The 22,117-nt window shown below is 58.5% G+C and carries 17 protein-coding genes; 14 read left to right on the top strand and 3 right to left on the bottom strand.

The annotated features are described in order from the left end of the window. The first annotated feature begins 4 nt into the window (after positions 1-4). The 4 genes from paaE (at position 5) to RI444_RS17055 (ending at position 3,978) form a co-directional block, all read left to right on the top strand. Positions 5-1,210, top strand: a complete 1,206-nt coding sequence (gene paaE, locus RI444_RS17070) for a 1,2-phenylacetyl-CoA epoxidase subunit PaaE (RefSeq protein ID WP_207605614.1) — start codon at positions 5-7, stop codon at positions 1,208-1,210. Positions 1,211-1,219: 9 nt separating this feature from the next. Then, complete coding sequence (locus tag RI444_RS17065; protein WP_207605615.1) at positions 1,220-1,999, top strand: enoyl-CoA hydratase/isomerase family protein; 780 nt, start codon at positions 1,220-1,222, stop codon at positions 1,997-1,999. Between the two features lie 371 nt (positions 2,000-2,370). Next, the gene (locus RI444_RS17060) at positions 2,371-2,967 is read left to right on the top strand and encodes a Fic family protein (RefSeq protein ID WP_069695867.1); all 597 of its coding nucleotides are present in this window, start codon (positions 2,371-2,373) and stop codon (positions 2,965-2,967) included. A gap of 69 nt (positions 2,968-3,036) precedes the next feature. Beyond that, complete coding sequence (locus RI444_RS17055) at positions 3,037-3,978, top strand: lipid kinase (RefSeq protein WP_069695964.1); 942 nt, start codon at positions 3,037-3,039, stop codon at positions 3,976-3,978. 30 nt (positions 3,979-4,008) lie between these two features. Here the strand turns inward: RI444_RS17055 and RI444_RS17050 are convergent, their stop codons facing one another. Further along, entirely contained in the window at positions 4,009-5,775 is a 1,767-nt protein-coding gene (locus tag RI444_RS17050) for an FG-GAP-like repeat-containing protein (protein WP_242703248.1), read from the bottom strand. Positions 5,776-5,946: 171 nt separating this feature from the next. Here RI444_RS17050 and RI444_RS17045 point away from each other — a divergent pair, with 171 nt between their 5' ends. Both RI444_RS17045 and RI444_RS17040 read left to right on the top strand, forming a co-directional pair. Next, positions 5,947-6,282, top strand: coding sequence for a hypothetical protein (locus tag RI444_RS17045; protein ID WP_242703274.1), 336 nt, complete (start codon positions 5,947-5,949; stop codon positions 6,280-6,282). Beyond that, positions 6,228-6,386, top strand: coding sequence for a VanZ family protein (locus RI444_RS17040; protein WP_242703219.1), 159 nt, complete (start codon positions 6,228-6,230; stop codon positions 6,384-6,386). Before RI444_RS17045 ends, RI444_RS17040 begins: the two co-directional genes overlap by 55 nt. Positions 6,387-6,480: 94 nt before the next feature. On the opposite strand, the gene RI444_RS17035 is transcribed toward RI444_RS17040, so the two are convergent. Both RI444_RS17035 and RI444_RS17030 read right to left on the bottom strand, forming a co-directional pair. Next, complete coding sequence (locus tag RI444_RS17035) at positions 6,481-7,557, bottom strand: LCP family protein (protein WP_021473892.1); 1,077 nt, start codon at positions 7,555-7,557, stop codon at positions 6,481-6,483. A gap of 56 nt (positions 7,558-7,613) precedes the next feature. Continuing rightward, the gene (locus RI444_RS17030; protein WP_207605617.1) at positions 7,614-9,326 is read right to left on the bottom strand and encodes a hypothetical protein; all 1,713 of its coding nucleotides are present in this window, start codon (positions 9,324-9,326) and stop codon (positions 7,614-7,616) included. Positions 9,327-10,247: 921 nt separating this feature from the next. Between RI444_RS17030 and RI444_RS17025 the strand changes: the two genes are divergently transcribed. From RI444_RS17025 to RI444_RS16990, 8 genes are all read left to right on the top strand, one after another. After that, positions 10,248-11,528 carry a glycosyltransferase family 4 protein gene (locus RI444_RS17025; RefSeq protein ID WP_052474264.1) on the top strand — a complete coding sequence of 427 codons (1,281 nt, stop codon included), beginning with the start codon at positions 10,248-10,250 and terminating at the stop codon, positions 11,526-11,528. Beyond that, the gene (locus tag RI444_RS17020) at positions 11,525-13,273 is read left to right on the top strand and encodes a glycosyltransferase family 4 protein (RefSeq protein WP_207605618.1); all 1,749 of its coding nucleotides are present in this window, start codon (positions 11,525-11,527) and stop codon (positions 13,271-13,273) included. The genes RI444_RS17025 and RI444_RS17020 overlap by 4 nt, the downstream gene beginning before the upstream one ends. A gap of 20 nt (positions 13,274-13,293) precedes the next feature. Beyond that, entirely contained in the window at positions 13,294-14,160 is an 867-nt protein-coding gene (locus RI444_RS17015) for an ABC transporter permease (RefSeq protein ID WP_179011774.1), read from the top strand. A gap of 202 nt (positions 14,161-14,362) precedes the next feature. Beyond that, complete coding sequence (locus tag RI444_RS17010; protein ID WP_242703220.1) at positions 14,363-15,037, top strand: ABC transporter ATP-binding protein; 675 nt, start codon at positions 14,363-14,365, stop codon at positions 15,035-15,037. After that, a complete protein-coding gene (locus RI444_RS17005; protein WP_179011778.1) occupies positions 15,034-16,947 on the top strand; it encodes a glycosyltransferase in 1,914 nt (637 codons plus the stop codon). Before RI444_RS17010 ends, RI444_RS17005 begins: the two co-directional genes overlap by 4 nt. A gap of 27 nt (positions 16,948-16,974) precedes the next feature. Continuing rightward, entirely contained in the window at positions 16,975-18,228 is a 1,254-nt protein-coding gene (gene wecC, locus RI444_RS17000) for a UDP-N-acetyl-D-mannosamine dehydrogenase (RefSeq protein WP_179011780.1), read from the top strand. Then, complete coding sequence (locus RI444_RS16995; RefSeq protein ID WP_207605619.1) at positions 18,225-19,142, top strand: hypothetical protein; 918 nt, start codon at positions 18,225-18,227, stop codon at positions 19,140-19,142. Before wecC ends, RI444_RS16995 begins: the two co-directional genes overlap by 4 nt. 3 nt (positions 19,143-19,145) lie before the next feature. Then, positions 19,146-21,386 carry a glycosyltransferase gene (locus tag RI444_RS16990; RefSeq protein WP_207605620.1) on the top strand — a complete coding sequence of 747 codons (2,241 nt, stop codon included), beginning with the start codon at positions 19,146-19,148 and terminating at the stop codon, positions 21,384-21,386. The last annotated feature ends 731 nt before the right edge of the window (positions 21,387-22,117 follow it).

Raw genomic sequence — 22,117 nt, 5'->3', positions numbered from 1 at the left:
GAGCATGACCACCGAAACCCAGACGGCCAGCCGCCGTCGTGCGTCTTTCCACAACCTGACCGTCTCGGAAGTCCGGCGCCTTACGGACGACGCAATCGAAGTCACGTTTGGTGTTCCCGTCGAGCTGGCAGGCCAGTACGACTACCTGCCCGGCCAGTACGTTGCCCTCCGCACGTCGCTGCCGGGTGAGGACGGTGAGCTGCACGAGGTACGCCGCAGCTACTCGATCTGCGCCGAACCGCGCACGTTTGGCGACGGCAGCAGCGAGATCCGCGTGGCCATCAAGAAGGACCTTGGCGGCATCTTCTCCACGTGGGCCAATGCCGAGCTGAAGGCCGGGGACACCCTGGACGTCATGAGCCCGCAGGGTGCGTTCATTTCGCGGCACGGCAAGGACGGCGCGTCCGTGCAGCACAACGTGATGAACTCCATGAACCACCCGGAGGAATTGGCGGGGGAGCCGGGCAACTTCGTGGCCATCGCGGCGGGGTCGGGCATCACACCGGTCATCGCGATTGCGCGCACGCTGCTGGCCGCCAACCCAGAGACCACGTTCGATCTTATTTACGCCAACAAGGCCGCCATGGACGTCATGTTCCTGGAAGAGCTGGCGGACCTGAAGGACAAGTACCCCACCCGCCTGGCGCTTCACCACGTCCTGTCCCGCGAGCAGCGCATTGCGCCGCTGATGACGGGCCGCATCGATTCGGAGAAGTTGCAGGCGTTGCTGTCCTCCGCCATCCATGCCGAGGATGTGGACGAATGGTTCCTGTGCGGGCCGTTCGAACTGGTCCAGTTGTGCCGTGACACCCTTGCCGCACGCGGCGTGGAGCCGGAGCATGTGCGCTTCGAGCTGTTCACCACGGGCCGCCCGGACCGTCCTGAAGGCAACGCCGGCCGCCCGGTTGTGGAGGACGAGTCGCAGGAGACTTACAAGATCACCTTCAAGCTGGACGGCCTCACCGGCGACGTCGCCAGCCCCACCCACGCCCGGGAATCCATCCTCAACGCAGCTTTGCGCGTCCGCCCGGACGTTCCGTTCGCTTGCGCCGGTGGCGTGTGCGGCACCTGCCGCGCCAAGGTGGTTACGGGTACCGTGACCATGGATGAGAACTACGCCCTGGAGCAGGACGAGCTGGACAAGGGCTACGTCCTCACCTGCCAGGCCCACCCCACCAGCGAAGAAGTTACCGTCGACTTCGACGTCTAAGGAGTCCCCATGATCGAGCTCTCCATTGCCAGCGGCATCGCCGAAATCGTCCTGAATGCCCCGCAGAAGCTGAACTCGCTGGACGAGGCCGCGCTGGCCCAGTTGGGAAAAGCGTACGACGACGCTGCTGCCGCTGCCGAACGCGGTGAGGTCCGGGCGCTGCTGCTTCGCGGCGAAGGCCGGGCCTTCTGCGCGGGACGCGACATCGCGGGCGTGACTCCTGAGACCGACGATGCCCAGGCGTACCTGGGCGGGTTGGTTGAGCCGTTGCTGAAGAAGATGGCCGCGTTCCCTGCACCCACCTTCGCGGCTGCGCATGGTGCGTGCCTGGGCGTCGGGCTCGGCCTGCTGCTGGCCACGGACGTTGTGTATGTGGCGGAGAATGCCAAGTTCGGCTCGCCCTTCGCCAAGCTCGGCGCGACGTTGGATTCCGGCGGGCACTGGTACTTCGCCGAGCGTTTGGGCATGCACCGCACCTTGGACCTGATCTACACTGCGGACCTCATTTCCGGGACCGAAGCCGTGGCACAGGGCATGTTCAGCAGGGCCATGCCGGATGAGGCTTTGCTGCCCACTACCCGGTCCATCGTGGAGCGCGTGGCTTCCGGTGCGACTCAGGCGTTCGTCGCTTCCAAGGAGTTGGTGGCCCACATCCGCGATCAGCGCCTTGGCCTGTGGGAGTCCATGGCCGAGGAGAACACGGAGCAGGCACGCCTGTGCAAGACCGATGACTATGCCGAGGGATTCCGGGCGTTCCAGGAGAAGCGGGCGCCTGTTTTCAAGGGGTAGTTCCTGGTCCGTAGTGGCAGAATGTACGTGAAAGGTCAGCATCGGGCCGCTCGGAACCAGCATCCATTCGCCATGTCAGGACGTGAGATGAAGAAAGTCAGGTACACCCCAGGGCTTACGGATGCCCTGCGGGAAAAAGTGCGTTCATCCGCGAACTCAATGAGCGGCCAAAAGCGGCATATCCCTGGAAAACCGATTCGCGTTCCAATAAGTGTCATTGCCGATCAGGTGAGCGCCTCCATGGCGATAGAGGGCAGGGGACTGGTTTCCAAACTGACCGTCGGACAAACTGTGGCTTCCAAAAAATTGGTCAATGACGTTGTTGCCCGCGCGGCAGCCCGTCGTGGCAGGAGCCGAGACGTCCCGGAAGCATGAGCCCCAACTATGGGAGTACTCCTGTCGACCCTGAGGAAGCGATGGCCTTCGTGGAGGGTGTCGCTTTCGATACTAAAGAGGATGTTTACCGAGCGGAGGCAGAGGGCATTTCAGCCGTCGAATCAGAAATACTGACGGCTATCGCGGACGGCGCCGTTTCGGCAATCGACCTCTGCGATTACGAAACGTTCCTTCAAATGCACGAGGCATGTTACTCGGGCATCTGGAAGTGGGCAGGGAAGATCAGGACGAGGGAAGTCTCTATTGGAGTCGCCCCTGAGGTGATCAGGCAGAGGCTGCCCGAGGAATTGGGAAACATTGCCTATTGGGTCGAGCATGATGTTGACCCGTTCTGGACAGCCATGGCAGCACACCACCGACTCGTCATGGTCCATCCTTTTGTGGACGGCAACGGTCGGCTCACCCGCCTGTGTGCCGATCTTCTGCTCTACAGCTTGACGTCGCGCTACCTATTCGATTGGGAACCAGTCGTTGACTCTGATGCCTACTTCGAAGCGCTCCGGGAAGCAGATCGGACCATGAGCCCGGATGCCTTGCTGAAAATTGTCGGGCTGATCGACCTAGGGGACTAAGTAACACCTGTGGAACGCGGGAACCCCCTCGCAGGGTTCTCCAAGGTCCGTCCGCCTACGATGGTCAGCATGAAAACCGTCCGTGAGGCCCGCTCTGTTGCCGTGGTGATCAATGCGGCTTCACGTCGTGGGGCCGCAGCCGCGACGTCTGCCGTCGATCTCCTGAAGCAGGCCGGCGTGCCGGTTTCCGCGGTCCATGCGGTGACCTCGGGTGCGGAGCTGACGGGTGTGCTCGATCGCGTGGCAGCGGAGCAGCATGACCTGGTGGTTGTGGGCGGCGGCGACGGCACGGTGAGCTACGCTGCAGGGCTGCTTGCCGGAACTGACACGGTGCTGGGAGTGCTCCCGCTGGGGACGGCCAATGATCTTGCCCGGACACTCGAGATTCCCAACGGCCTCGCAGAAGCCTGTGCCGTCATTTCCGACGGCAAGGTAGTGGACATCGACCTCGGCCGGGCGAACGGGCAGCCGTTCCTCAACGTGGCTTCCGTTGGTCTCTCCGTAGGTGTCACCCAAGCGCTCAGCCCTGGGCTCAAACGACGGATCGGTCCCTTGGCGTACGGCGTCGCCACCGTTCAGGCCTATGCCCGGCACCGGCCGTTCCGTGCCCGGCTGGAGTTCCCGGACGGCGACCATCCAACGTTGGAACTAGAGGACCTGCTCCAAGTCGCAGTGGGAAACGGCAGGCATTACGGTGGCGGCAACACTGTTTCACCGATGGCCGGGATCGATGACCACACCCTGGATATCTACGCGATCCTCGCTGCACCGCTGAGGGAACACGTGAAGATTGCGCGGCTCCTGAAGGATGGCAGCTTCGTGGAGCATGACCGCGTGTACCACCTGGAGACCCGGAACGTCCGGCTGGTCACCCATCCGTCCATGCCGGTAAACCTCGACGGCGAGATCGCCACGGAATCGCCGACGGACTTCGCGGTCCAGCGCAACGCAGTCCATGTGGTGGTTCCGCAGGGGAGTACGGGGGCTACGTTCGAGGGACCGTCCGGTTAAGAACTTTGAGGTTTCCCGCCTTATGTGCCTTTAGAGAATCGCCGTCATCCCGTTCCAGCCCGAGCCAACCTTCGTGGCTGTTGGCCAGGCCCAGGCGCCTTTACCCGCGTAGAGCCACAGTTCGCCGGCGGAATTCCGGGCGAGGATATCTGCCCTCCCATCGCCGTTGAAATCACCGGGTCCAACAAGGGAGTCCATGACGTTCCACCCTTGGCCGATGGCCTGGCGGGAGAGCCAGCTGCCGTATCCGCTGGACGGGTAGAGCCAAAGGGTCCCGGCGCTGTCCCGGGCCACCAGGTCCGAGGTGCCGTCGTTGTTGAAATCACCCGCACCGGTGATCTCGGACATTCCGTTCCAGCCGGAACCCGCCCATGTTCGGGGCAGCCAGCCGCCCTTGCCATCACCGTGGTAAACCCACAAGGCGCCGTCCCGGGCCCGGGCAATGACGTCAGCGAATCCGTCGCTACGGAAGTCAATGGCTTCGATTGCGCTCATGCCTTCCCAGCCACTGCCAACCTGCACGCGGGGCAGCCAGCCGCCCGAGCCGTTTCCGGGATAGAGCCACAAGACCCCGCCACCATCGCGGGCCAAAACATCGGCTTTGCCGTCACCGTTGAAATCGCCCGGAGCCACAAGTGCTGTCATGATATTCCAGCCCTGACCAACCTGCGCGCGGGGCAGCCAGCCGCCCGAGCCGTTGCCCGGGTACAGCCAGAGCAGGCCGGAAGCGTCCCTGGCCAGGATGTCGGCTTTGCCGTCACCGTTGAAATCGTTCTTGAGGGGCTGATCGAGGTTTCCATCGATAACCGCCACTGAAGCAGATCCGTTGTTGGCAATGAAAACCCTGTTGCTGGACGGATTGACAGCTGCTGCGTTGGGTTCCATCCCGGTGTAGACCGCTGTGCTTGTGTTGTCCCCGCCGTCGATGACGGCGGTTCCCCTGCCGTTCATGGTTGCGTAGATCTTGTTGTTCGACGGGTTGACCACAATCGTCCGAACACGGGTGGCAGTGGACACGTTCGCGGTCTCGCGCATGGTGGCACCGTCCACCACTCGAACGGATCCTTCTACGGAATTAGTGGCAGTGCCTACGTAGATTCTGTCCGTGACGGAGTTGACGGCCAATTGGTAAATCGAACTGCTGAACCCCAGCGACCTCGTGACAGTGTCGGTGTTGCCGGAGATGGACATCAAGTTGTCCTTGTTAGCGACGTAGATCTTGTTGAGCTTGGGATTGACGGCGATATCGATCACCCCGCCGGCTCCCACGATCGGGCTGATCTTCCCGCTGCCGTCAAGCACCTTTACCGTTCCTGCTGAGCGCAGGTAGGTCTTGTCCGTAGTGGTGTTGAAGGCTATTTCCTGGACGCCCCCAGTGAGGGGAACGGCAGTAGCCGTGTTGGTGGCACCGTCGATAACGGTGAGTCCGTTCCCCGTGCCTACATACACCTTGTTGGTCTTTTCATTCACGGCCAGGGCGTCCGCGGTTGCCCCGATTGACACCACTGCCGCCGCGTTTGTTGCTCCGTCAATCACCGCCAGGGACTGGGCGTCGCTAGCGTAGAGCTTGTTAGTCGCGGAATTCACTGCGAGTCGCGACGAGTAGTCGCGGGGCTGGTAGATCCGTCCTCCGCCTGGCACGCCCCCACGCACGCTGAAAATGCCCTCGATGGTGGACACGTACGCCGTATCCGTGGAGGTGTTTACTGCGATTCCCCCAAGGTTGTCACCAACCGGGTCAACTTTTACCACCGAGTCGGCCGTTGCAGGAGCGGCGTTGCTGCCTGCTAGAAGCATCACTGTCAACACGCCACATGTGGCGGTAGCTCTTGCTGTCCGTCGTCGGTGGTTCAACCCGCCGAGCGCGCGCGAACCATCAGTCAAGGCGATCATGTTTCCCCCAAAAGTAGTGACGCCGGAGCGTCGTCAGCAGCAGTCTATAGCCGTTCCGGCCATTAGGCTGGACCAATGATTACGGCCAGGGACCGGACTCCCAGACTTGGACGGCGTGTGCTCATGGCAGCCTTCGGCGTCTACCTCGTGGCTCTAGCCTTGGTGGTATTTCTCCCGTCGAAGGAAGCCAGCACCGTTACCGGCTTCGTCGGCGTCATCGCTGAATGGCTTGCTGCATTGGGCCTTCCCTTCGAAGAAGCAGCCGTTGGGGTGGAGTTCGTTTCCAACATCGTCATGTTCGTCCCGTTCGGTTTGCTGGCCACTTTTCTTGGCCAAGCCGTTGGAACTGGTGGCGGATGCTGCTTCTCGGCGCAGTCACGTCTACGTTTATCGAGCTCATGCAGCTCCTGATTCCGGGGCGTGTGACGGCGCTATCTGACGTCATCGCAAACACTGCGGGTGGGCTCATAGGCGCCGCTGTCGCCAGGCAGGTCTACCGGGGTTCTGAACATTAGAGATGCTCGCAGGGTTCAGTACAAACGCCAAACCCCGGCGTCCGCTGAGAGCGGGCCGGGGTTTGCGGGTAATTGTTGCTGAGATTGATAGGCGCTAGTTGCCTTTTTCCAGAGCGTGAGCGGTGACGTATGCGCCCAGTTGGTCCTTGGAAAGTGCCTCCGCAATTTCAGAGATGGCTTGGTTGTCGGCCACCACGATTGATTGGCCATCCGGGGAGCTGCCAGTCCCGAGGGTCGGGAGGGTGAACATGACGGTGTCGTTGGCCCGGAGGTCCTTCATCCCAACGGCAAGACTTCCAATAGCCCCAGCGTCAAAGCCCTTGTCCACGCTGACGAACGGGGACATGGCCGAGACCATGTTGTTGACGGTCACGGGGTTCGTGAGGGTGTCCCTCGCGATGATCTTGCTGATCATGGACTTGAGGTAAGCCTGCTGGTTACGGACTCGCTGGTAGTCGCCGTCGCTGAAGGACTTGCGTTCACGAACGAAGGCCAAGGCTTCGTCGCCGTTAAGTGTCAACTTTCCGGCATCGTAGAAATGTCCCTTCATGGGTCCTGAAGCTGGAGCGAATGGGATCTTGTTGTTTACTTCCACGCCGCCGAGGGCGTCGGTGAGGCCCTTGAAGCCTTCAAAGTCGACCATGGCAACGTGGTCAATGCGTTGCTTGAACAGCGATTCGACGGTCTGGACAACAAGAGGAACGCCTCCGTAGGTAAGGGCGGAGTTGATCTTGGACTGCCCCCTGCCGGGGATGTCCACCCAGAGGTCACGCATCAGTGAGACGGCGTACACGTTTTTGCGGTCGGCAGGGATATGTACCAACATCAGCGTGTCCGAGCGCTGGTCAGTGGATGCGTCGGTTTCCAAGTCAACCTGATCGGTTCCGCGGCTGTCGCTGCCCATGACCAGGATGTTCATGGCCGCCGTACCGTTGACCGGCTCAGCCTTTTGGGGTCGCGTTGACTCCTCGGGGAATGCCGCGTCAATCTTGGTGGTCCCGTTGTTGAAAGTCTGTGCAAGGTTGAAAAGGTACAGGCCACACACAAGTCCAATGACCACCACGGCGGCTGCGAAGCCCAGCAGGACGTTACGGGCGGTCTTGTTACCACCCTTTTGACGTCGGGGGCGCGAGTCCGCCGAGGGGTTTTCGGTATCAGTAGGGAGCGTCATTTGTTCCTTGATGTTGGCAACAGCAGAGATGATTCTAGCAATTTTGTGATATCGGGTTATCCGACGGCTGCTTTCGCAGGCGTTGGATGCACTGTTTCCGTTGAAGATCCCCGCTCGTTGGAGACCGAAATCTGGTAGGCGGTGTCCGTGGGTGGGGCCGCTTTTCCAAGGTCGATCGTCACCGATTGGAGTTGCGGATTGAGACCTTGTTCTCTACCAAAGGATGCCTTGACCACTGCCGGTTGGCCGGTGGTGCGATGCTTGTCGCCCTTTTTGTCGATGAATTCCAGGGCATAGGAAATCCCTTCCAGATTGAAGCCGGTTACCTTGACCGCGCCGCCATTGACCACATCACTTGAGATATCCGTAATGAGGGGAGTGGCCAACCCCTTCTGGAGATCTTCCCTCAGTGGCTGATTCGTACCCGAGCAGGTGAAGTAGGGGTCCCACATGAAGGAGATGATCTTTCTGGTAGATCCCATTTGCTGGAGTTGGCGATCAACCCTGTCTATCGTTGTTTGCCCGCGCAAGCTTTGCTCGCAGGGATTTGCTTCCGTGGCGGGCGCCATGCCTTCCAAGTTGGCCCACAGTTCTGCCTGGGTGCCCTTGACTCCTTCTGCAGCCGCATCGAAGTATTCGCTGTTCGGTGCGGCGTACTTGCTTACCCACGTTCCCCGGCCAACAATGCTGGCCGCAAAACTGTCCACCTTGCCCCCGGCTTCAGTAGCTCTGTAGGCCGCGCCCTTGCCGGTTCCCATTCCGTCTTGGATGGCTATGGATAGTTGCAGCCCGCTTGCAGTCCCGGCGAGTTTTCGAGCACCCCTGCGGGCGTCCGCTGGCGTGATGGCCGCGGAACTCCTCCGCGATTCAATGTAGGGGCTCACAATCGCGGACCGGTCAGGAAGCACGCGATGAATGGCTTTGTTCTGCATTGCGTAGAGCGACACCACGGGATCGAAGAAGGTGTTGTCCGTGACAGGCATCTCAAAGTGGTGATAAAAGCCCGCGAGGCCTGCCACGTCATTAAGATCGGCCTGGTAGCGAAGGAATCGTTCGGTAAACAGCTGGAGTGTGTTCTGGTAGCTGAGGTCGGGCAGGTACTCAAAATCTGTCCGTTTGGCGGGCGCCGGCAATCCGGCGTAGAACCGCATGTTCAACTTGGTTGCGGCTGAAGCCACTGAAATGGTGGGATCTGCCGCCGTTGAGGGACTGCCGCCTGCCACAACCAGGTCATAGACGCCGTCTTTGGCTGTGCAACCGCCATTGTTGGAAGGGAAAACCATCACAGTGTAGGTCCTGCCAGGTACCTCAACGAGTCGGTCATTCGGGCACTGGAGCGCAGGTTTGCCCCATTGGCCTCCATCCGAGAAGGTGAAGTACCGGCCGATTTTGAGCTTGGAGCCAATAACTTCCCCGCAGTTCTCGCCATTGATCTTGCAGTCCGTGGGGAGCGTCGCCAGTGTGGCGGGGGATAGCACCGAGCCGAACGTGATGACGGTGTCGCCGCCGACCGACTTGATCTCTTCCAGTTTTTTCTGGTTCCTGGCATCAGAAGGGGCTGAGTAGATGAAGTATCCGCTGATGGGGTAGTGCGGTAGTTGAACTGCTTGTGGGGCCTCGGCCTGCTCCGCGGGTGAGCCTTCAGGAGGGGTATGCCCACTCAATCCGTTGACAACCAGGAACACCGCGAGAATGGAAGCCAAGGAACCAGCGGCCAACCACCACCTGAAAGGACGCCTGTTCCTGCTGTAATCGCTGGTAGGGAGCATGCGTCCTTCGGTCTCCAGATCTTCGGAAAGTTGGTCGCGAAATCAGCGGAAACAAGTTAAAAACTATGCTTCGCCCAGGCAGCAATATCGCGGGCTTTTAGCGGGCTAGAGGGATCCCCGCTGAGTCGGGATCTAATCCATACGATAAACTAACCCGGAGTGCCTTCATGAATCGGGTGATTCCCGGCCGCCTGTCTCAGTGGTCGGTCCAGTTTGGCGCCGCAATTTAGCTAGGTCAGAACTACAGGGGGAACGTTGAGCACCGGAATCAGGCGTGTTCGAGCCGCAGGGTTGGCTTTGCTGCTCGCGTCCTTGGGCTTCTTGGGTACCCACCCGGCATTGGCTACGGAGACCAACCCAGTTCCTGGCCCTTCGGACTCCCAGAGTCCGCTTCCCGAACCGACCTTCCCCGAGGTAGTCCTTCCGCCTCTCACTGATCCCGTTCCCGTAGAGCCTCAGCCGGAGCCCAGCACAGACCCCGTACCCCCAGTCCCAAATGTTCCGGCTCCAGCAGAGCCCGTTCCGGCTCCCGTGGTGCCTCCTGCCGGTGAGCCCGCTCAGCCACCGCCCGTAGCACCAGTCGTCCCCGAGGTCCCCCCGGCTCCAGCTGTATCAGAGCCTGGATCCTCTGAGCCGGAGAGCTACATCGTCGAGCCCCTTGTCCCCACCGAGGAAACCAGTTCGGCTCCCGCTGTCACCACGCCGGCTCCGACGCAGTCGCCCACGAAGGCAGCAACGGCGCCCCTGGTGGCAAGCGCGGAGGTGGCGGGCCCCCTGAAAGCTGCCTTGGCTCCTGTCGCAGAGAACAATCCTTTCGTTCAGGCTTTGACTGTCGCTGTGCTTCTGCTCTTGGGCGCAGCCTACTTCCGTGCACTTCGTTCCAAAGGGATGCCCCGACCCCGTCTCAACGGCAAGTAGGCCATGAGTAGTTCCCGAACAGGGGACGGCAGTCTGAGCAACGATGTGCCGAATCCTCCGCGCCTTATGGTGCTCACACACTCTTACTGGCCGGAGCACAGCCCTCCGCAACGTAGGTGGTCATCACTGACCCGTGAGTTCATCGGGGCTGGCTGGGACGTCGAAGTAGTGACGCCGGTGGCTCACTACCCGAACGGCCGCCGCGATCTTCCCCGCCGCCATGCAGGCTATGCCTTCGGCCGGCAATCAGGCCCGCACGGCGAACGGATAAGGCGCGTCCCATATCTGAGGCACTTGGGCAGGTCTCCTGTGGCTCGTCTTGTTGACCAGCTATTTTCAGCGATCCTGTCTGTCCCGGTCGGCTTGGGCGGAAAGAAACCGGACGCCATTCTTGCGACGGCACCCAGCCTTCCAACCCTGGCAACGGGATATGTTCTTTCCCGGTTCCGCAGGGTGCCCCTCATCGTCGAAATGCGGGATGCCTGGCCGGACCTCGCCCGGGATGCTCGCCTGGTGCAAGGCAGCGTGAAGAGCCTCGTAGAGCGGGCCGTCGAGTTTGTGCAGCATCGGGCGGACATGGTTGTCACCGTCACTGAGGGGTTTGCCCAAACGCTGCGTGACAGGGGTCTTCGGAACGTTGTTACGGTAAGCAACGGCTTGGACCTGCATACGGTTCCGTTTTTGGATCCTCCTGCTTTGGAGCGGGACGTCTTCCACGCCCTGTATTTGGGCAACCACGGCAAGAGTCAGCGTCTGGATATCCTTATCCGCGCCAGTGCCCTGCTAGGCGAGGGCTTCCACCTCACACTGGTGGGAAGCGGAACCAACCGGCAACAGCTTGTGAAGCTTGCCCGGGAACTCGACGCTCCTGTCTCTTTCTTCCCCTCACTTCATGGACCCGCGGTGCTTGAGAAGTACAGTGAGGCCGATACCTGCATCGTGTCATTGCGCGACGACTGGAAATCCTTTGAGACCACCGTTCCGTCCAAGACTTACGAGGTATTGGCCGTGGGACGTCACGTGACGGCGATCGTGAAGGGTGAGGCCAAACGGATTATTGAAGACGCCCGGGGCGGAGACGTCGTGGGCGCAAGCCCCGAGGCCGTTGCCGAGCTCTGGCGCGACCTGTCCCAAGACCGTGCCCGGTTGGCCGCGGGGCGAAGCGGCCGTGAGTGGGTTAGAAACAACGCCGATTACGCGGAGTTGGCCCGCCAGTACATGGGTAACATTGCCAGTCTGCTTGGCCGTGACTCCTGCGTCCCAAGCCGGGAGAAGATTTCATGAGCATCTTGAAGAATGTCAGGCTTGCCGCCACCACAATCGCGGATCACCTGACTGAGGCTCCTTTCGTTCTGGCACTTCAGATACTTAGGCGTTTGCCTTCGACTATCGTGCGGCCAGCCGCGTCCGGACTGGCGTCTCTCGCTCCGCAGTCCAGCAGTGCTGCCTTCTTACTCGCCAGCCACGCTGCCGGTGACGACGCCGGACTGGAGCGCCGCTTTGACAATGCCTTGAGGTGCGGTACCACCCCAGAGCACGCGCGCAAGGCAGCCGAAGTGGCTCTTGCCGCCGGCCGGACAGAGTGGGCGGACAGGTTCCTTTCCCGCGCAGCTGAGAGTACGCAGCTCGCGGCGACCACCGCACGGCGTAGGTGGTACGACGGCGACATGACCTCCGCCGTCGACGTCTTGCGAGGGCAGCCCGGAAACGCCTCCAAGCAGCGTCAGCGGCTCGAATCGGAGCTCCGGGTCTTCCAAGGCTGGCGGCCATCCTTGGCCAGCTCCAGCATGCAGCCGGAACCACGTCGGGTTCTTCACCTCCTGACGAATTCCGTGCCTCATACGGGAAGCGGTTACGCCCGACGCAGCCACTCGATCCTCAGCGCCCAGGCGCGGGAGGGGTGGGAACCTTTGGCGGTCACACGTCTGGGGTACCCGGTCCAGATCGGTGTGCTGAACGCCCGAGATGTGGACGTTGTGGATGGTGTCCGGTACCAGCGGCTTCTGCCTGCAGCCATAGCCAAATCGATGGACGGACGGCTGCAGCAGCAGGCCGAGGAACTTCTCAAAGTGGCCCGCGAGTTCCGCCCCAGCGTCCTTCACACCACCACGCACTTCGTCAACGGTTTGGTAGCACGTGAAGTCGCCAACGCACTGGGAATTCCGTGGGTTTATGAGGTCCGCGGCCAGTTGGCTGATACTTGGGCGTCCACGCGGGATCCAGAGGCAAAGAGCAGCGAACGGTACCGGCTTTTCACTGATCGGGAAGCCGACGTCATGCGTAGTGCCGACCTGGTGGTCACGCTCGGAGAGTCGATGAAGCGCAACATTCTGACAGCAGGAGTCCCTGAAGAGCAGATTCTGCTTTCTCCCAATGCAGTGGGCGGCGCCTACCTTGGTGAACCACTGACTCATGCGGAAGCCCGCAGCGCCTTGGGGCTTGATTCGGATGCCCTGTACATCGGAACCGTAAGCAGCCTGGTGGATTACGAAGGCCTTGAGGATCTGGTCACATCATTTGCTTTGCTGGCGCCGCGACTGCCAAAGTTGAAGCTGATTGTAGTGGGTGACGGGACGGCTGCGCCGGCCCTCCGCGATCAAGTCAGACGGCTGGGCCTTTTAGATAGAGTCCTTTTCCCAGGACGGGTCCCCGCTGACAAAGCACAACTTTTTCATCAGGCACTCGACGTTTTCGTTGTGCCCCGGAAGGACCTGTCCGTGACCCGTTCCGTTACGCCGCTGAAGCCTGTTGAAGCTCTTGCTTCGGCGCGGCCCGTGGTGGCCAGCCGCTTGGACGCGTTGCAGGAGATAGTGCACGACGGCGTCAACGGGCGGCTTGCCGAGCCCTCGGATCCCGAGGGGCTGGCTGAGGTGTTGTTGGGTTTGCTTGAGGACAACGGCATGCGCCGGCGTCTTGGGGACGCAGGCAGGCAGCAGGTTCTGGCGACCCGCACTTGGGAAGCGAACGCGAAGGCGTGCGTGCAGGCCTACGAAACTTTGGCGTCTAACTATACGAGGAGGGCCAGCTGATGTCGGCTAAAAAGGCAGTCATGCCAGAGCCAGCAGTGGTGCAGCCGTTGGCTGTCGACATGCGGCGGCTAACGCGTGTAGGAGCGCGACCGAAGTTCCTGGACTACCTGGTCCAGCTTTGGGATTTCCGCGATTTCATTTTCTATGATTCACGGGCCAGGGTACAGAGCGGTACCCGCCGGGACCGTCTGGGCAGCGCCTGGTTGCTGTTGAACCCGATCTTTAGTGGACTCACGTACTACATCATGTTCGGGTTGCTGTTGCAGACAGGCCACGGCATCGAAAACTACATCGGATATCTGGTCATTGGCGTCTTCATCTTCCAGGCCTCTGCCGGCGCCATCACCACCGGCGCAAGGTCGATCCATAGCAACAAGGCCGTGGTCCAAGCCTTCAACTTCCCGAGGGCGACCTTGCCCATCGGAGCAAACATCCGCGAGATGATGGCCAATGTTCCTTTGATTCTTGCGATGCTCTTGATCATTACGCTCGTGCCACCGGTGGAGAAGATTAGCTGGCTCTGGCTGATGATCCTGCCGGCACTTGCTCTTCAATCCATCTTCAACCTGGGCATCGGGCTCATCTTGGCGAGGATCATCTCAAGGGTCCACGACGCTACCCACCTCTTGCCCTTCTTCATGAGGGCTTGGATGTATGGGTCAGCCATCTTCTACTCATACGATCGCTTCGTCACGCATCCGGAAGTTCTGGCACTGATGAAGATCAACCCACTCTTCAACGTCATCGACATCATCCGGAACTGTGTTCTGTATGCTCAACCACCCACATGGCAGTCATGGGCCATCCTCGCCGTCTGGGCCCTCGGAGCGCTCATGGTTGGCATGGTCTTTTTCTGGCAGGGGGAGGAATCCTATGGTCGCGGCTGAGCAGGTATTGGACGTAGAGGGGCACCCATGCGTAGTGGTTGACCGCGCGACAATGGAATATCGGGTGGTGACTACAGACTCTGACGCTGTGGCTCAGGAGCGCCGCGAGACCAGTTTCCTACAGCGACTGACCCGGCGGCCAAATACAGTGACGGTCCGCGCCTTGCACGAACTGTCACTCGTTGTGGAGCGTGGCGAGTCCGTGGGCATTATCGGCCGAAACGGCTCGGGCAAGAGCACGCTCATGAAGCTCATCTGCGGACAGGTGCGGCCATCTTCTGGAGCCGTCTTCGCATCCAGCACTCCAATCATGCTCGGAGTTAACGCGGCGCTCGTCGGTGATCTTTCAGGCCATCAGAATGTGATCCTGGGCTGTCTTGCCATGGGTATGAGCCGGCGCGAGGTCAAGGAAAAGTTCACGAGCATCGTCGAGCTCTCCGGTCTCAGGGACTCCATCTACCTGCCGATGAAGTCGTATTCCTCGGGGATGGCGTCAAGACTCCGATTCGCCATCGCTGCGAGTATCGACCCTGAGATTCTGCTCGTGGACGAGGCGCTGAATACAGGTGACGCGCAGTTCGGTGACCGAAGCAAGCGACGGATGGACCAGCTTCGGGAACAAGCAGGTTGTGTGTTCATCGTTAGCCACTCCCTGGACACCATTACCAGCATGTGCAGTCGGGTCGTGTGGCTGGACATGGGGCACATGATCATGGACGGCGATCCCGCCGAAACAGTCAAGTCCTATCAGGATTTTACGGGGAACTTGGCAAAAGGAAATGGCATCACAGCCGCCAGAATTCGGGATGAAGCCCGCGCCAATCTCCAAATGACGGAAGTGTTGACCAGAAGTAAAATGCGTAGGAGCCGGGCATGATTTACACCGTAGACAACTTGCGGAAAGCCGCATGGCACTTCCGGGCCGGGGGCGTTCGCCAGCTCCAAGCCTTTCATAGACGACAACGCGCACTGGCGGTGAATAAGACGTCCAACAAGGACATCCAGCCCCGGCCCTCAGCTCCCAAGTCCGGTAGCGACAAACGGCAGCTCACTTTCCCCTCCTTTGACTACCCGAAGGTCCCTTCACGTCGAGATGATCTGACCGTTGCCGTCATCCTTGACGATTTCTCGGCCAAGGCCTTTGCTTTCGAATGGAACCTCGTCTTCTTGACGAAGGACAGCTGGCTTGAAGAGTTGCAGCGGCAGCGCGTTGACTTTCTATTTGTGGAATCCGCATGGGAGGGTAATGGGGGATCCTGGAGGTACCAGCTGACCGGGACCAGCGGACCGAAACAGGACTTCCTCAATCTGATGCAATGGTGCAGGGAGAACGGTGTTCCGACTGTCTTCTGGAACAAAGAAGATCCTCCGCACTTCCACGATTTCTTGCCGGCAGCCCGAGAGTTTGACGTTGTTTTCACTTCGGACGCAAACAAGCTACCGGACTACCGGCAGGCACTAGGGCACAACCGCGTTGATGTCCTGCCGTTCGCAGCGCAACCGGCGATTCACAACCCGGTTCGACCAAGAGAAGGCCGTCACTCCCGTGACGTGGCATTTGCGGGCATGTATTTCGCTCACAAGTATCCAGAACGCCGCGAGCAACTGCGCCTTCTGCTTGATGGGGCCATGGCGGGGTCCGACAGAGTAAAGCACGGCTTGGAGATTTTCTCACGGCAGCTCGGCGGAAATCCCGATTACCAGTTTCCCGAGCCGTATGCCTCCCGCGTTGTGGGGTCCCTGACATACGATCAGATGCTGACGGCGTACAAAGCTTACAAAGTCTTCTTGAACGTAAATTCCGTGGTCGATTCGCCAAGCATGTGTGCTCGCCGAATCTTCGAAATCACAGCTTCTGGAACACCGGTTGTCACCACACCTAGTCCGGCTTTGCCCAGGTTCTTTCCGAATGGGGAGATCCACAGCGTGGACAACAAAGAAGACGCAGCATTCATCATGAGGGCGTTGATGAGGAGCCCCGAGCTCAACGATCGCTCAGTTCACGTCGCCCAGCGTCGGATTTGGGCAGAGCATACCTACGCGCACCGAGCGGAACAAGTAGTTGGGCTGGCGCTTCCTCAACGGGTTCGACCCGTGGAACCAGAGTCCGTAAGTGCGTTGGTATCTACGATCCGACCCCATCAACTTGACCATATTTTCAAGACCGTTGGCTCCCAACAGGGTATCGACGTCGAATTGGTCCTATTGACGCATGGGTTCAAGGTCAGTTGGTGGAAGATTTGGCGCTTGCGTAGGAAATATGGCGTGCGTAAAGTCACGCTGCTTCACGAGCCACGCACAGTCAGCCTCGGCGCTTGCTTGAATCTGTGTACAGCGGCAGCGAGTGGCGCCATTCTCACCAAAATGGATGATGACGACTACTACGGTCCGAATTATCTCCGCGACCAAGTCAACGCTTTGATGTTCTCGAGGGCCGATGTTGTCGGCAAACTCGCGCATTTCATGTTTATCGAGAGCCGGAATGCAACACTGCTGAGGTTCAATCACATGGAGCATCGATTCAGCCATATGGTCATCGGGGCTACGATCATGGCAAGAAAAGCCGTTTTCGAACGCTATCCCTTCGAGGAGATCGGGCGAGGAGAAGACACCGCGTTCATGCGCGCGGTCAGCGCTGACGGCGGCAAAATCTACGCTGCCGACCGATATAACTACTACGTTCAGCGGTCTGCTTCGGGACACACTTGGACCGCCTCTGACGATCAACTCTTGGCATCCGGTGATATTCAGTTCTGGGGAAATCCCACGCAGCACGTCACTGTCTAGACATAAAATACAAAAAAGGGGACGAAATTGAATTCGATTAACCGAGTTGCTGTAATTGGATTGGGCTACATCGGTCTGCCTACGGCGGCCATCCTGGCCACAAACGGTATAGACGTCACAGGTGTTGACGTCAGCCAGCGCACCGTCGACGCGGTAAACGCGGGCGAGGTGCCTTTCGTGGAACCTGATCTCGGCGTACATGTATCCGGGGCTGTTAGCCAAGGCCACCTTCGTGCAACAACTGAGACACCGTCGGCTGAAGCGTACATCGTTGCTGTTCCAACTCCCTTCAAGTCTGACCGTTCCGCAGACCTGAGCTACATCGAAGCAGCGGCTCGTGGCATCGCTCCGCAACTCCAAGGCGGTGAGTTGCTGATCCTTGAGTCCACGTCGCCTCCGGGGGCCACGGAGTACATGGCCAACTACATCCTGAACCTTCGCCCTGACCTGAGCCTTGACGGTTCCGGGTCGCGCCCCGCGATTCTGGTGGCCCACTGTCCTGAGCGCGTGCTTCCCGGCAGGGTCATGATTGAGCTTGTCACGAACGACAGGATCGTGGGGGGCATGACGGTCGAGGCGGCCGAGGCGGCAAAGAATCTCTACGCTGTCTTTTGCCAGGGCGAGATTCTGACCACAGACGCGGTAACAGCCGAGATGGCCAAACTGGTGGAGAACTCGTATCGAGACGTCAATATTGCGTTCGCCAATGAGCTTTCTGTTATCAGCGACAAGCTCGGTATTGACGTCTGGGAACTCATCCGATTGGCCAACCACCACCCGCGAGTGAACATTCTGCAGCCGGGCCCCGGTGTCGGTGGTCACTGCATTGCGGTTGATCCCTGGTTCATCGTGGCGGCAGCGCCGGAAGAGTCTCGTTTGATCCGCACAGCGCGCGAGGTCAACGACTCAAAGCCTGAATGGGTGATCGAGCAAGCAAAGAGCGCTCTCGCTGCGCTGCCTGAATCCGCTGAGCTGTCTGTGCTCGGACTGGCATTCAAAGCAAACATCGACGATCTGCGGGAGTCACCGGCGATCGAAATCGCAGCGCAACTTGCTGATTCCCTGCCTGACCGCCGGCTTAACGTTGCGGAGCCTCACATCGAGGCGCTGCCCGGAAAGCTCGCCAACCGCCGAAATGTAGAGTTCTTATCGGTAGAAGAGTCAATCCAACGCTCTGATGTGGTTCTGGTTCTTGTCGACCACGACGCCGTCAAAGAGGTGGCAGCCGAAGAACTCGTTGGCAAAATACTGATCGACACTCGCGGGGCACTGCTAGCATGACGATATCCATCGCGAACTCGAAAGCAGGCCCTGGTACGCGAATCGGGCTTAGCGCCGAGACGGCACTTACGGGAGAGCGCGTATGTGCAGGCCGGACCACCGTCATTACCGGCGTACTTACAACGGAATCAGAATATTCACTGCTGCCGTTGGATGCAGTCTTTGTCCGAAGTCTGGAGGACTTCCGTGCAGTCGGATCTTTTGACGAACAGCCCTTTTTAGTGACCGAATCCGGGTTCCCTTTGGCAGCTGAGCTGATTGAGCTTGGGCAATTGGACCCAAAATCACCGATAACTTGGAGCCTGCAAGCTCCATTGAAGGAAACTCTTGAGCAGCTTAGTTTGCTTGAGCTGCCAGCGGAGATCGCTGTACACCGAATAAGCGGAGCTATCGAAGCGGTTGTTGTCAGCACAGCAGCTGTGCCGCATGCGGAGCGGCTCGATCTCCAGAGCTTTCAGGCGGGCTTTGCAGTCAATGCCACACTTTTAGGCTACGAGTATGCCAACCGTCCGTTGGACCACGACGGAAGTCTCCAGGAACTGATTGATTTGCGTCGAAAGCATCTCAGTCTGCTGGAGGTACTACTGCCAGCTGCTGATCAGGCTTCAGACGAGGTTGCTGTTCCCACCGGGCCGTCGGACGAGGTGCTGAAGCTTGAGAAGGAACTGCTCGTTCTGAAGGAGCGCTTTGACGTTCTGGACAACGATCATCAGGCTATGGACACCGACTACCGTGCGTTGGATGCCAAGTACCAGGCCTTGGAGAGCGATCATCAGGCTTTGGCCAGCGAGTACAAGGCGTTGACAAAAAAATACCAAGCGTTGGCGAATTCACGGCTCGGTAGGCTCACACTGCGACTTTGGCAGCGGAAGACATCAAGCTCAAACAAGATGCAATCGAAGGAGGAGGCCTGAGACATGGCTGTGCAAAGAGAGGGGAATGTTGACGTCGACTATGGCTCCACGATGGTGGTCGATTCTAAAGCCCGTGATGCGGAGATTCTAGCTCTACGTCGCTTGCTCGGCGCGTCGGAGGCCCCACAGCACCGTTCGAGTTCAGAATTCATACCCGGCGTCAGCGTTATTATTCCGAGTTACCTGGGCAGCGATCGAATTGCGGTTTGTTTACAGTCTTTAGTTGAACAAACACTTGACGGGGCATCCTTCGAGATCATACTGATCATTAATGGCGTAGATGATGGTACCTACAAAATAGCTAGCATGTTACGCGAAGCTAATCCGGAGAATCAAATCCGAATTCTGTATCAGCCGCATGCTAGTGCTGGTTCAGCTCGGAATCGTGGAATTGAAGCAGCGCGTTTTGAATATGTAACTTTTGTTGATGACGATGACTACGTTGGCCCGAAGTTCTTGGAGCGACTGCTCGCTGCCGCCTCACCAAACTGCGTATCCATTTCACCAATTGTCAACGTCGACACCGACGGCAACCTCAACGCTTCTAACGCGGTGAATGTACAGATCTCCGCACGCGGAACCAAGAAGTTCAACTTCAAATCCGTTAGCACTTTCCTTGGCCTCAATGCTTGCAAATTGATCCCGACCAAAGCGATCAAACGACTGAGGTATTCTGAGACTCTTCGGAGCGGGGAGGATGTCTGCTTCATGGCGCAGTTGGCTGTGGAGAATAGTTTTGACGCCCTTGTAGCAACCACCGAAGCTTCGGGATCATATTTCCGAATTCTCAGAGACGAATCGATTTCCCGCCAGCCGCTGAATTTTGACTTTGCTGTCATTCAGCGTCTTGAAGTCATTCAGCAGCTTGAATCGCAAAAGACTTGGAACTCGTCGGTCAATGATGTGTTACTGACAGGATTAATTAAATCTCAAGCTAACTTCATCAAGCGCTATCTTGATGAGAATCCTAAGGAGAGACATCAGGTTGTTGAGGCTATAGATGCCATGAACCTTAAAGACTTCCCTTGGTCTCTCATCAACGCCGGGAACGCACGTGGTTTGGTTGTGAGTTATTGCTTTGCTCCTTATTCTGACACAAGCGCTGTGGTTGCATCAAAAGCAATCGTCGAACGCGGCCATATTGTCGACGTCATATACAACAACATGGGATCAGTTCGCAGAAAAGACAGCAATCTTGAGACCATTGCTGGTCGTTTTATAGACAGCTCTTTTGAGATTGATGCTCCACCCTCATTTGCTGGATGGAAGCAAATTTCTGAGTTTGTGCAGAAGGGCCTGGGCGTGGCGGACGGTCGTAATGCACGAATCGGTGGTTATGAAACCCTGTACAGCCGTGTTCTTTGGCCTGGATCACACTTCCTTGCTGCAAAATTCAAACTTCAAAACCCGAATGTCGCCTGGACAGCAGAATTCTCGGATCCAATGAGCACTGATGCCCAAGGAAAGCTGCGGGCTGGTGAACTGGTCCGTGATGAGCTGTTCGACGAGTTTGAGCGCGCAGTGGTTTTAAGAGGCTTTGAATCACTCGAGACTAACAGTCTTTTTACGTGGTGTGAGTATATAACCTATATTCTCGCGGATGAGTTGATCTTTACTAATGAAAATCAGCTTGAATACATGTTGAGCTATGTTTCCGACCCTGACCTAAAAGAGCGAATCCGGGCTAAATCGATCGTGCGGGTACATCCGACCCCGCCTAGCAGAAGCTACGAGATGCTTCCCGCGAAATATGAACTGTCGGAGTCTGTTGTGAATGTTGGCTACTTCGGCGCTTTCTATGAAAATCGTGGTCTTATGGAGGTGCTCACCGCACTGACAAACTCCTCAGCTTCGGTTCGCAGGAAACTTCGGTTACACGTCTTTACTAATAAGCCGGATGATGTTGTGCAACAGGTCCAACATTTTGGTCTAATGGGGATTGTCAAGGCGCAGGGCTATCGTCCTTATCTTGAGTTTCTCAATTTGACGACGAAGTTCGACGTCCTGCTGGTCAACGACGTTGAGCGCACTGGGGAAATGGCCATCAACCCCTTCCTTCCCTCGAAGTATTCCGACTACGTCGGAAGTGGGCAGCCTGTATGGGGCCTACTGGATGAGGGGAGCCCGTTGAGCACCAAACCTTTGGCCTATTCTTCGACCGTTGGTAACGCAGTCCAGGCTGTGCGCGTGCTGGAAGAAATTCTGGACGATTGGCAAGAAGGCAGGGCCGTAGCGTTGAGTTAGCTGATTGGCCAATAGCACGGTCGACTCACCTCGGTTGCTGACACGGAACCGAGGCGAGTCGACTCTCGTTCTGCTGCTCGTATTACTTCGCCTATTTAGTTTGCTCATTCAGGGTAAAATCCGTCCGTACGGGTTCTACGGCGGGAAGAAAGTGATGCAATAATGGATAACTGGGATGCCCGTCACAAGGCTCCAATTGTTAATTGGACGTCTCTGGCTGATCTTCGTGTTCAAGGTCGACAGAGACACATCGTTCATCCTTCCGCCCCGGGGGAGTCCTATCCCTTGGATTGTCTTGTGGATCCTCGCGACTCGGACGTGCTCATCGTCGCCTTGCATGGTGCCCTGAACCGGGAGGTCTACTCGCTCCCGCGCTTCGAGTGGATGGCTACCCTACAAAACCGTCCAGAAAGCCTTTTGTTCCTTTCAGATACCCCCCTCGGGTCCCACGGTGATTTGAAGCTTGCCTGGTACACCGGAGACTCGTCGGACAACCTTACGGAGAGATACGGGGCCCTCATTCGCAGTGTCGCTGTACAATGCGGTGCTTCGCGAGTCGTGCTCCTTGGCTTTTCAGGCGGCGGATTTGCGGCTTTAGCGATGGCACCACTCATCGCCGGGTCGATTGCGCTTGCTTTCTCACCGCAAGCATCAATAGGAAGCTATTACGGAGTCTTTGCGGATGCATATGCAACTGCGCTCTACCCGGAGTTTAGATCTTTTGACAGAGT

The sequence above is a fragment of the Paenarthrobacter sp. AT5 genome (genome assembly GCF_032764245.1).
In the GTDB taxonomy this organism is placed as follows: Bacteria; Actinomycetota; Actinomycetes; order Actinomycetales; family Micrococcaceae; genus Arthrobacter; species Arthrobacter ureafaciens.
The sequence above is the reverse complement of the archived record's forward strand: the minus strand, read 5'-3'. Positions and strand labels throughout refer to the sequence as shown.

Excerpts from the sequence above, each read along its gene's own strand:
- paaE (WP_207605614.1), top strand. The coding sequence starts at position 5 with ATGACCACCGAAACCCAGACGGCCAGCCGCCGTCGTGCGTCTTTCCAC.
- RI444_RS17060 (WP_069695867.1), top strand. The coding sequence starts at position 2,371 with ATGAGCCCCAACTATGGGAGTACTCCTGTCGACCCTGAGGAAGCGATG.
- RI444_RS17065 (WP_207605615.1), top strand. The coding sequence starts at position 1,220 with ATGATCGAGCTCTCCATTGCCAGCGGCATCGCCGAAATCGTCCTGAAT.
- RI444_RS16995 (WP_207605619.1), top strand. The coding sequence starts at position 18,225 with ATGACGATATCCATCGCGAACTCGAAAGCAGGCCCTGGTACGCGAATC.
- RI444_RS17020 (WP_207605618.1), top strand. The coding sequence starts at position 11,525 with ATGAGCATCTTGAAGAATGTCAGGCTTGCCGCCACCACAATCGCGGAT.
- RI444_RS16990 (WP_207605620.1), top strand. The coding sequence starts at position 19,146 with ATGGCTGTGCAAAGAGAGGGGAATGTTGACGTCGACTATGGCTCCACG.
- RI444_RS17050 (WP_242703248.1), bottom strand. The coding sequence starts at position 5,775 with ATGCTTCTAGCAGGCAGCAACGCCGCTCCTGCAACGGCCGACTCGGTG.
- RI444_RS17005 (WP_179011778.1), top strand. The coding sequence starts at position 15,034 with ATGATTTACACCGTAGACAACTTGCGGAAAGCCGCATGGCACTTCCGG.
- RI444_RS17045 (WP_242703274.1), top strand. The coding sequence starts at position 5,947 with ATGATTACGGCCAGGGACCGGACTCCCAGACTTGGACGGCGTGTGCTC.
- RI444_RS17015 (WP_179011774.1), top strand. The coding sequence starts at position 13,294 with ATGCCAGAGCCAGCAGTGGTGCAGCCGTTGGCTGTCGACATGCGGCGG.
- RI444_RS17055 (WP_069695964.1), top strand. The coding sequence starts at position 3,037 with ATGAAAACCGTCCGTGAGGCCCGCTCTGTTGCCGTGGTGATCAATGCG.
- RI444_RS17035 (WP_021473892.1), bottom strand. The coding sequence starts at position 7,557 with ATGACGCTCCCTACTGATACCGAAAACCCCTCGGCGGACTCGCGCCCC.
- RI444_RS17040 (WP_242703219.1), top strand. The coding sequence starts at position 6,228 with ATGCTGCTTCTCGGCGCAGTCACGTCTACGTTTATCGAGCTCATGCAG.
- RI444_RS17025 (WP_052474264.1), top strand. The coding sequence starts at position 10,248 with ATGAGTAGTTCCCGAACAGGGGACGGCAGTCTGAGCAACGATGTGCCG.
- RI444_RS17030 (WP_207605617.1), bottom strand. The coding sequence starts at position 9,326 with ATGCTCCCTACCAGCGATTACAGCAGGAACAGGCGTCCTTTCAGGTGG.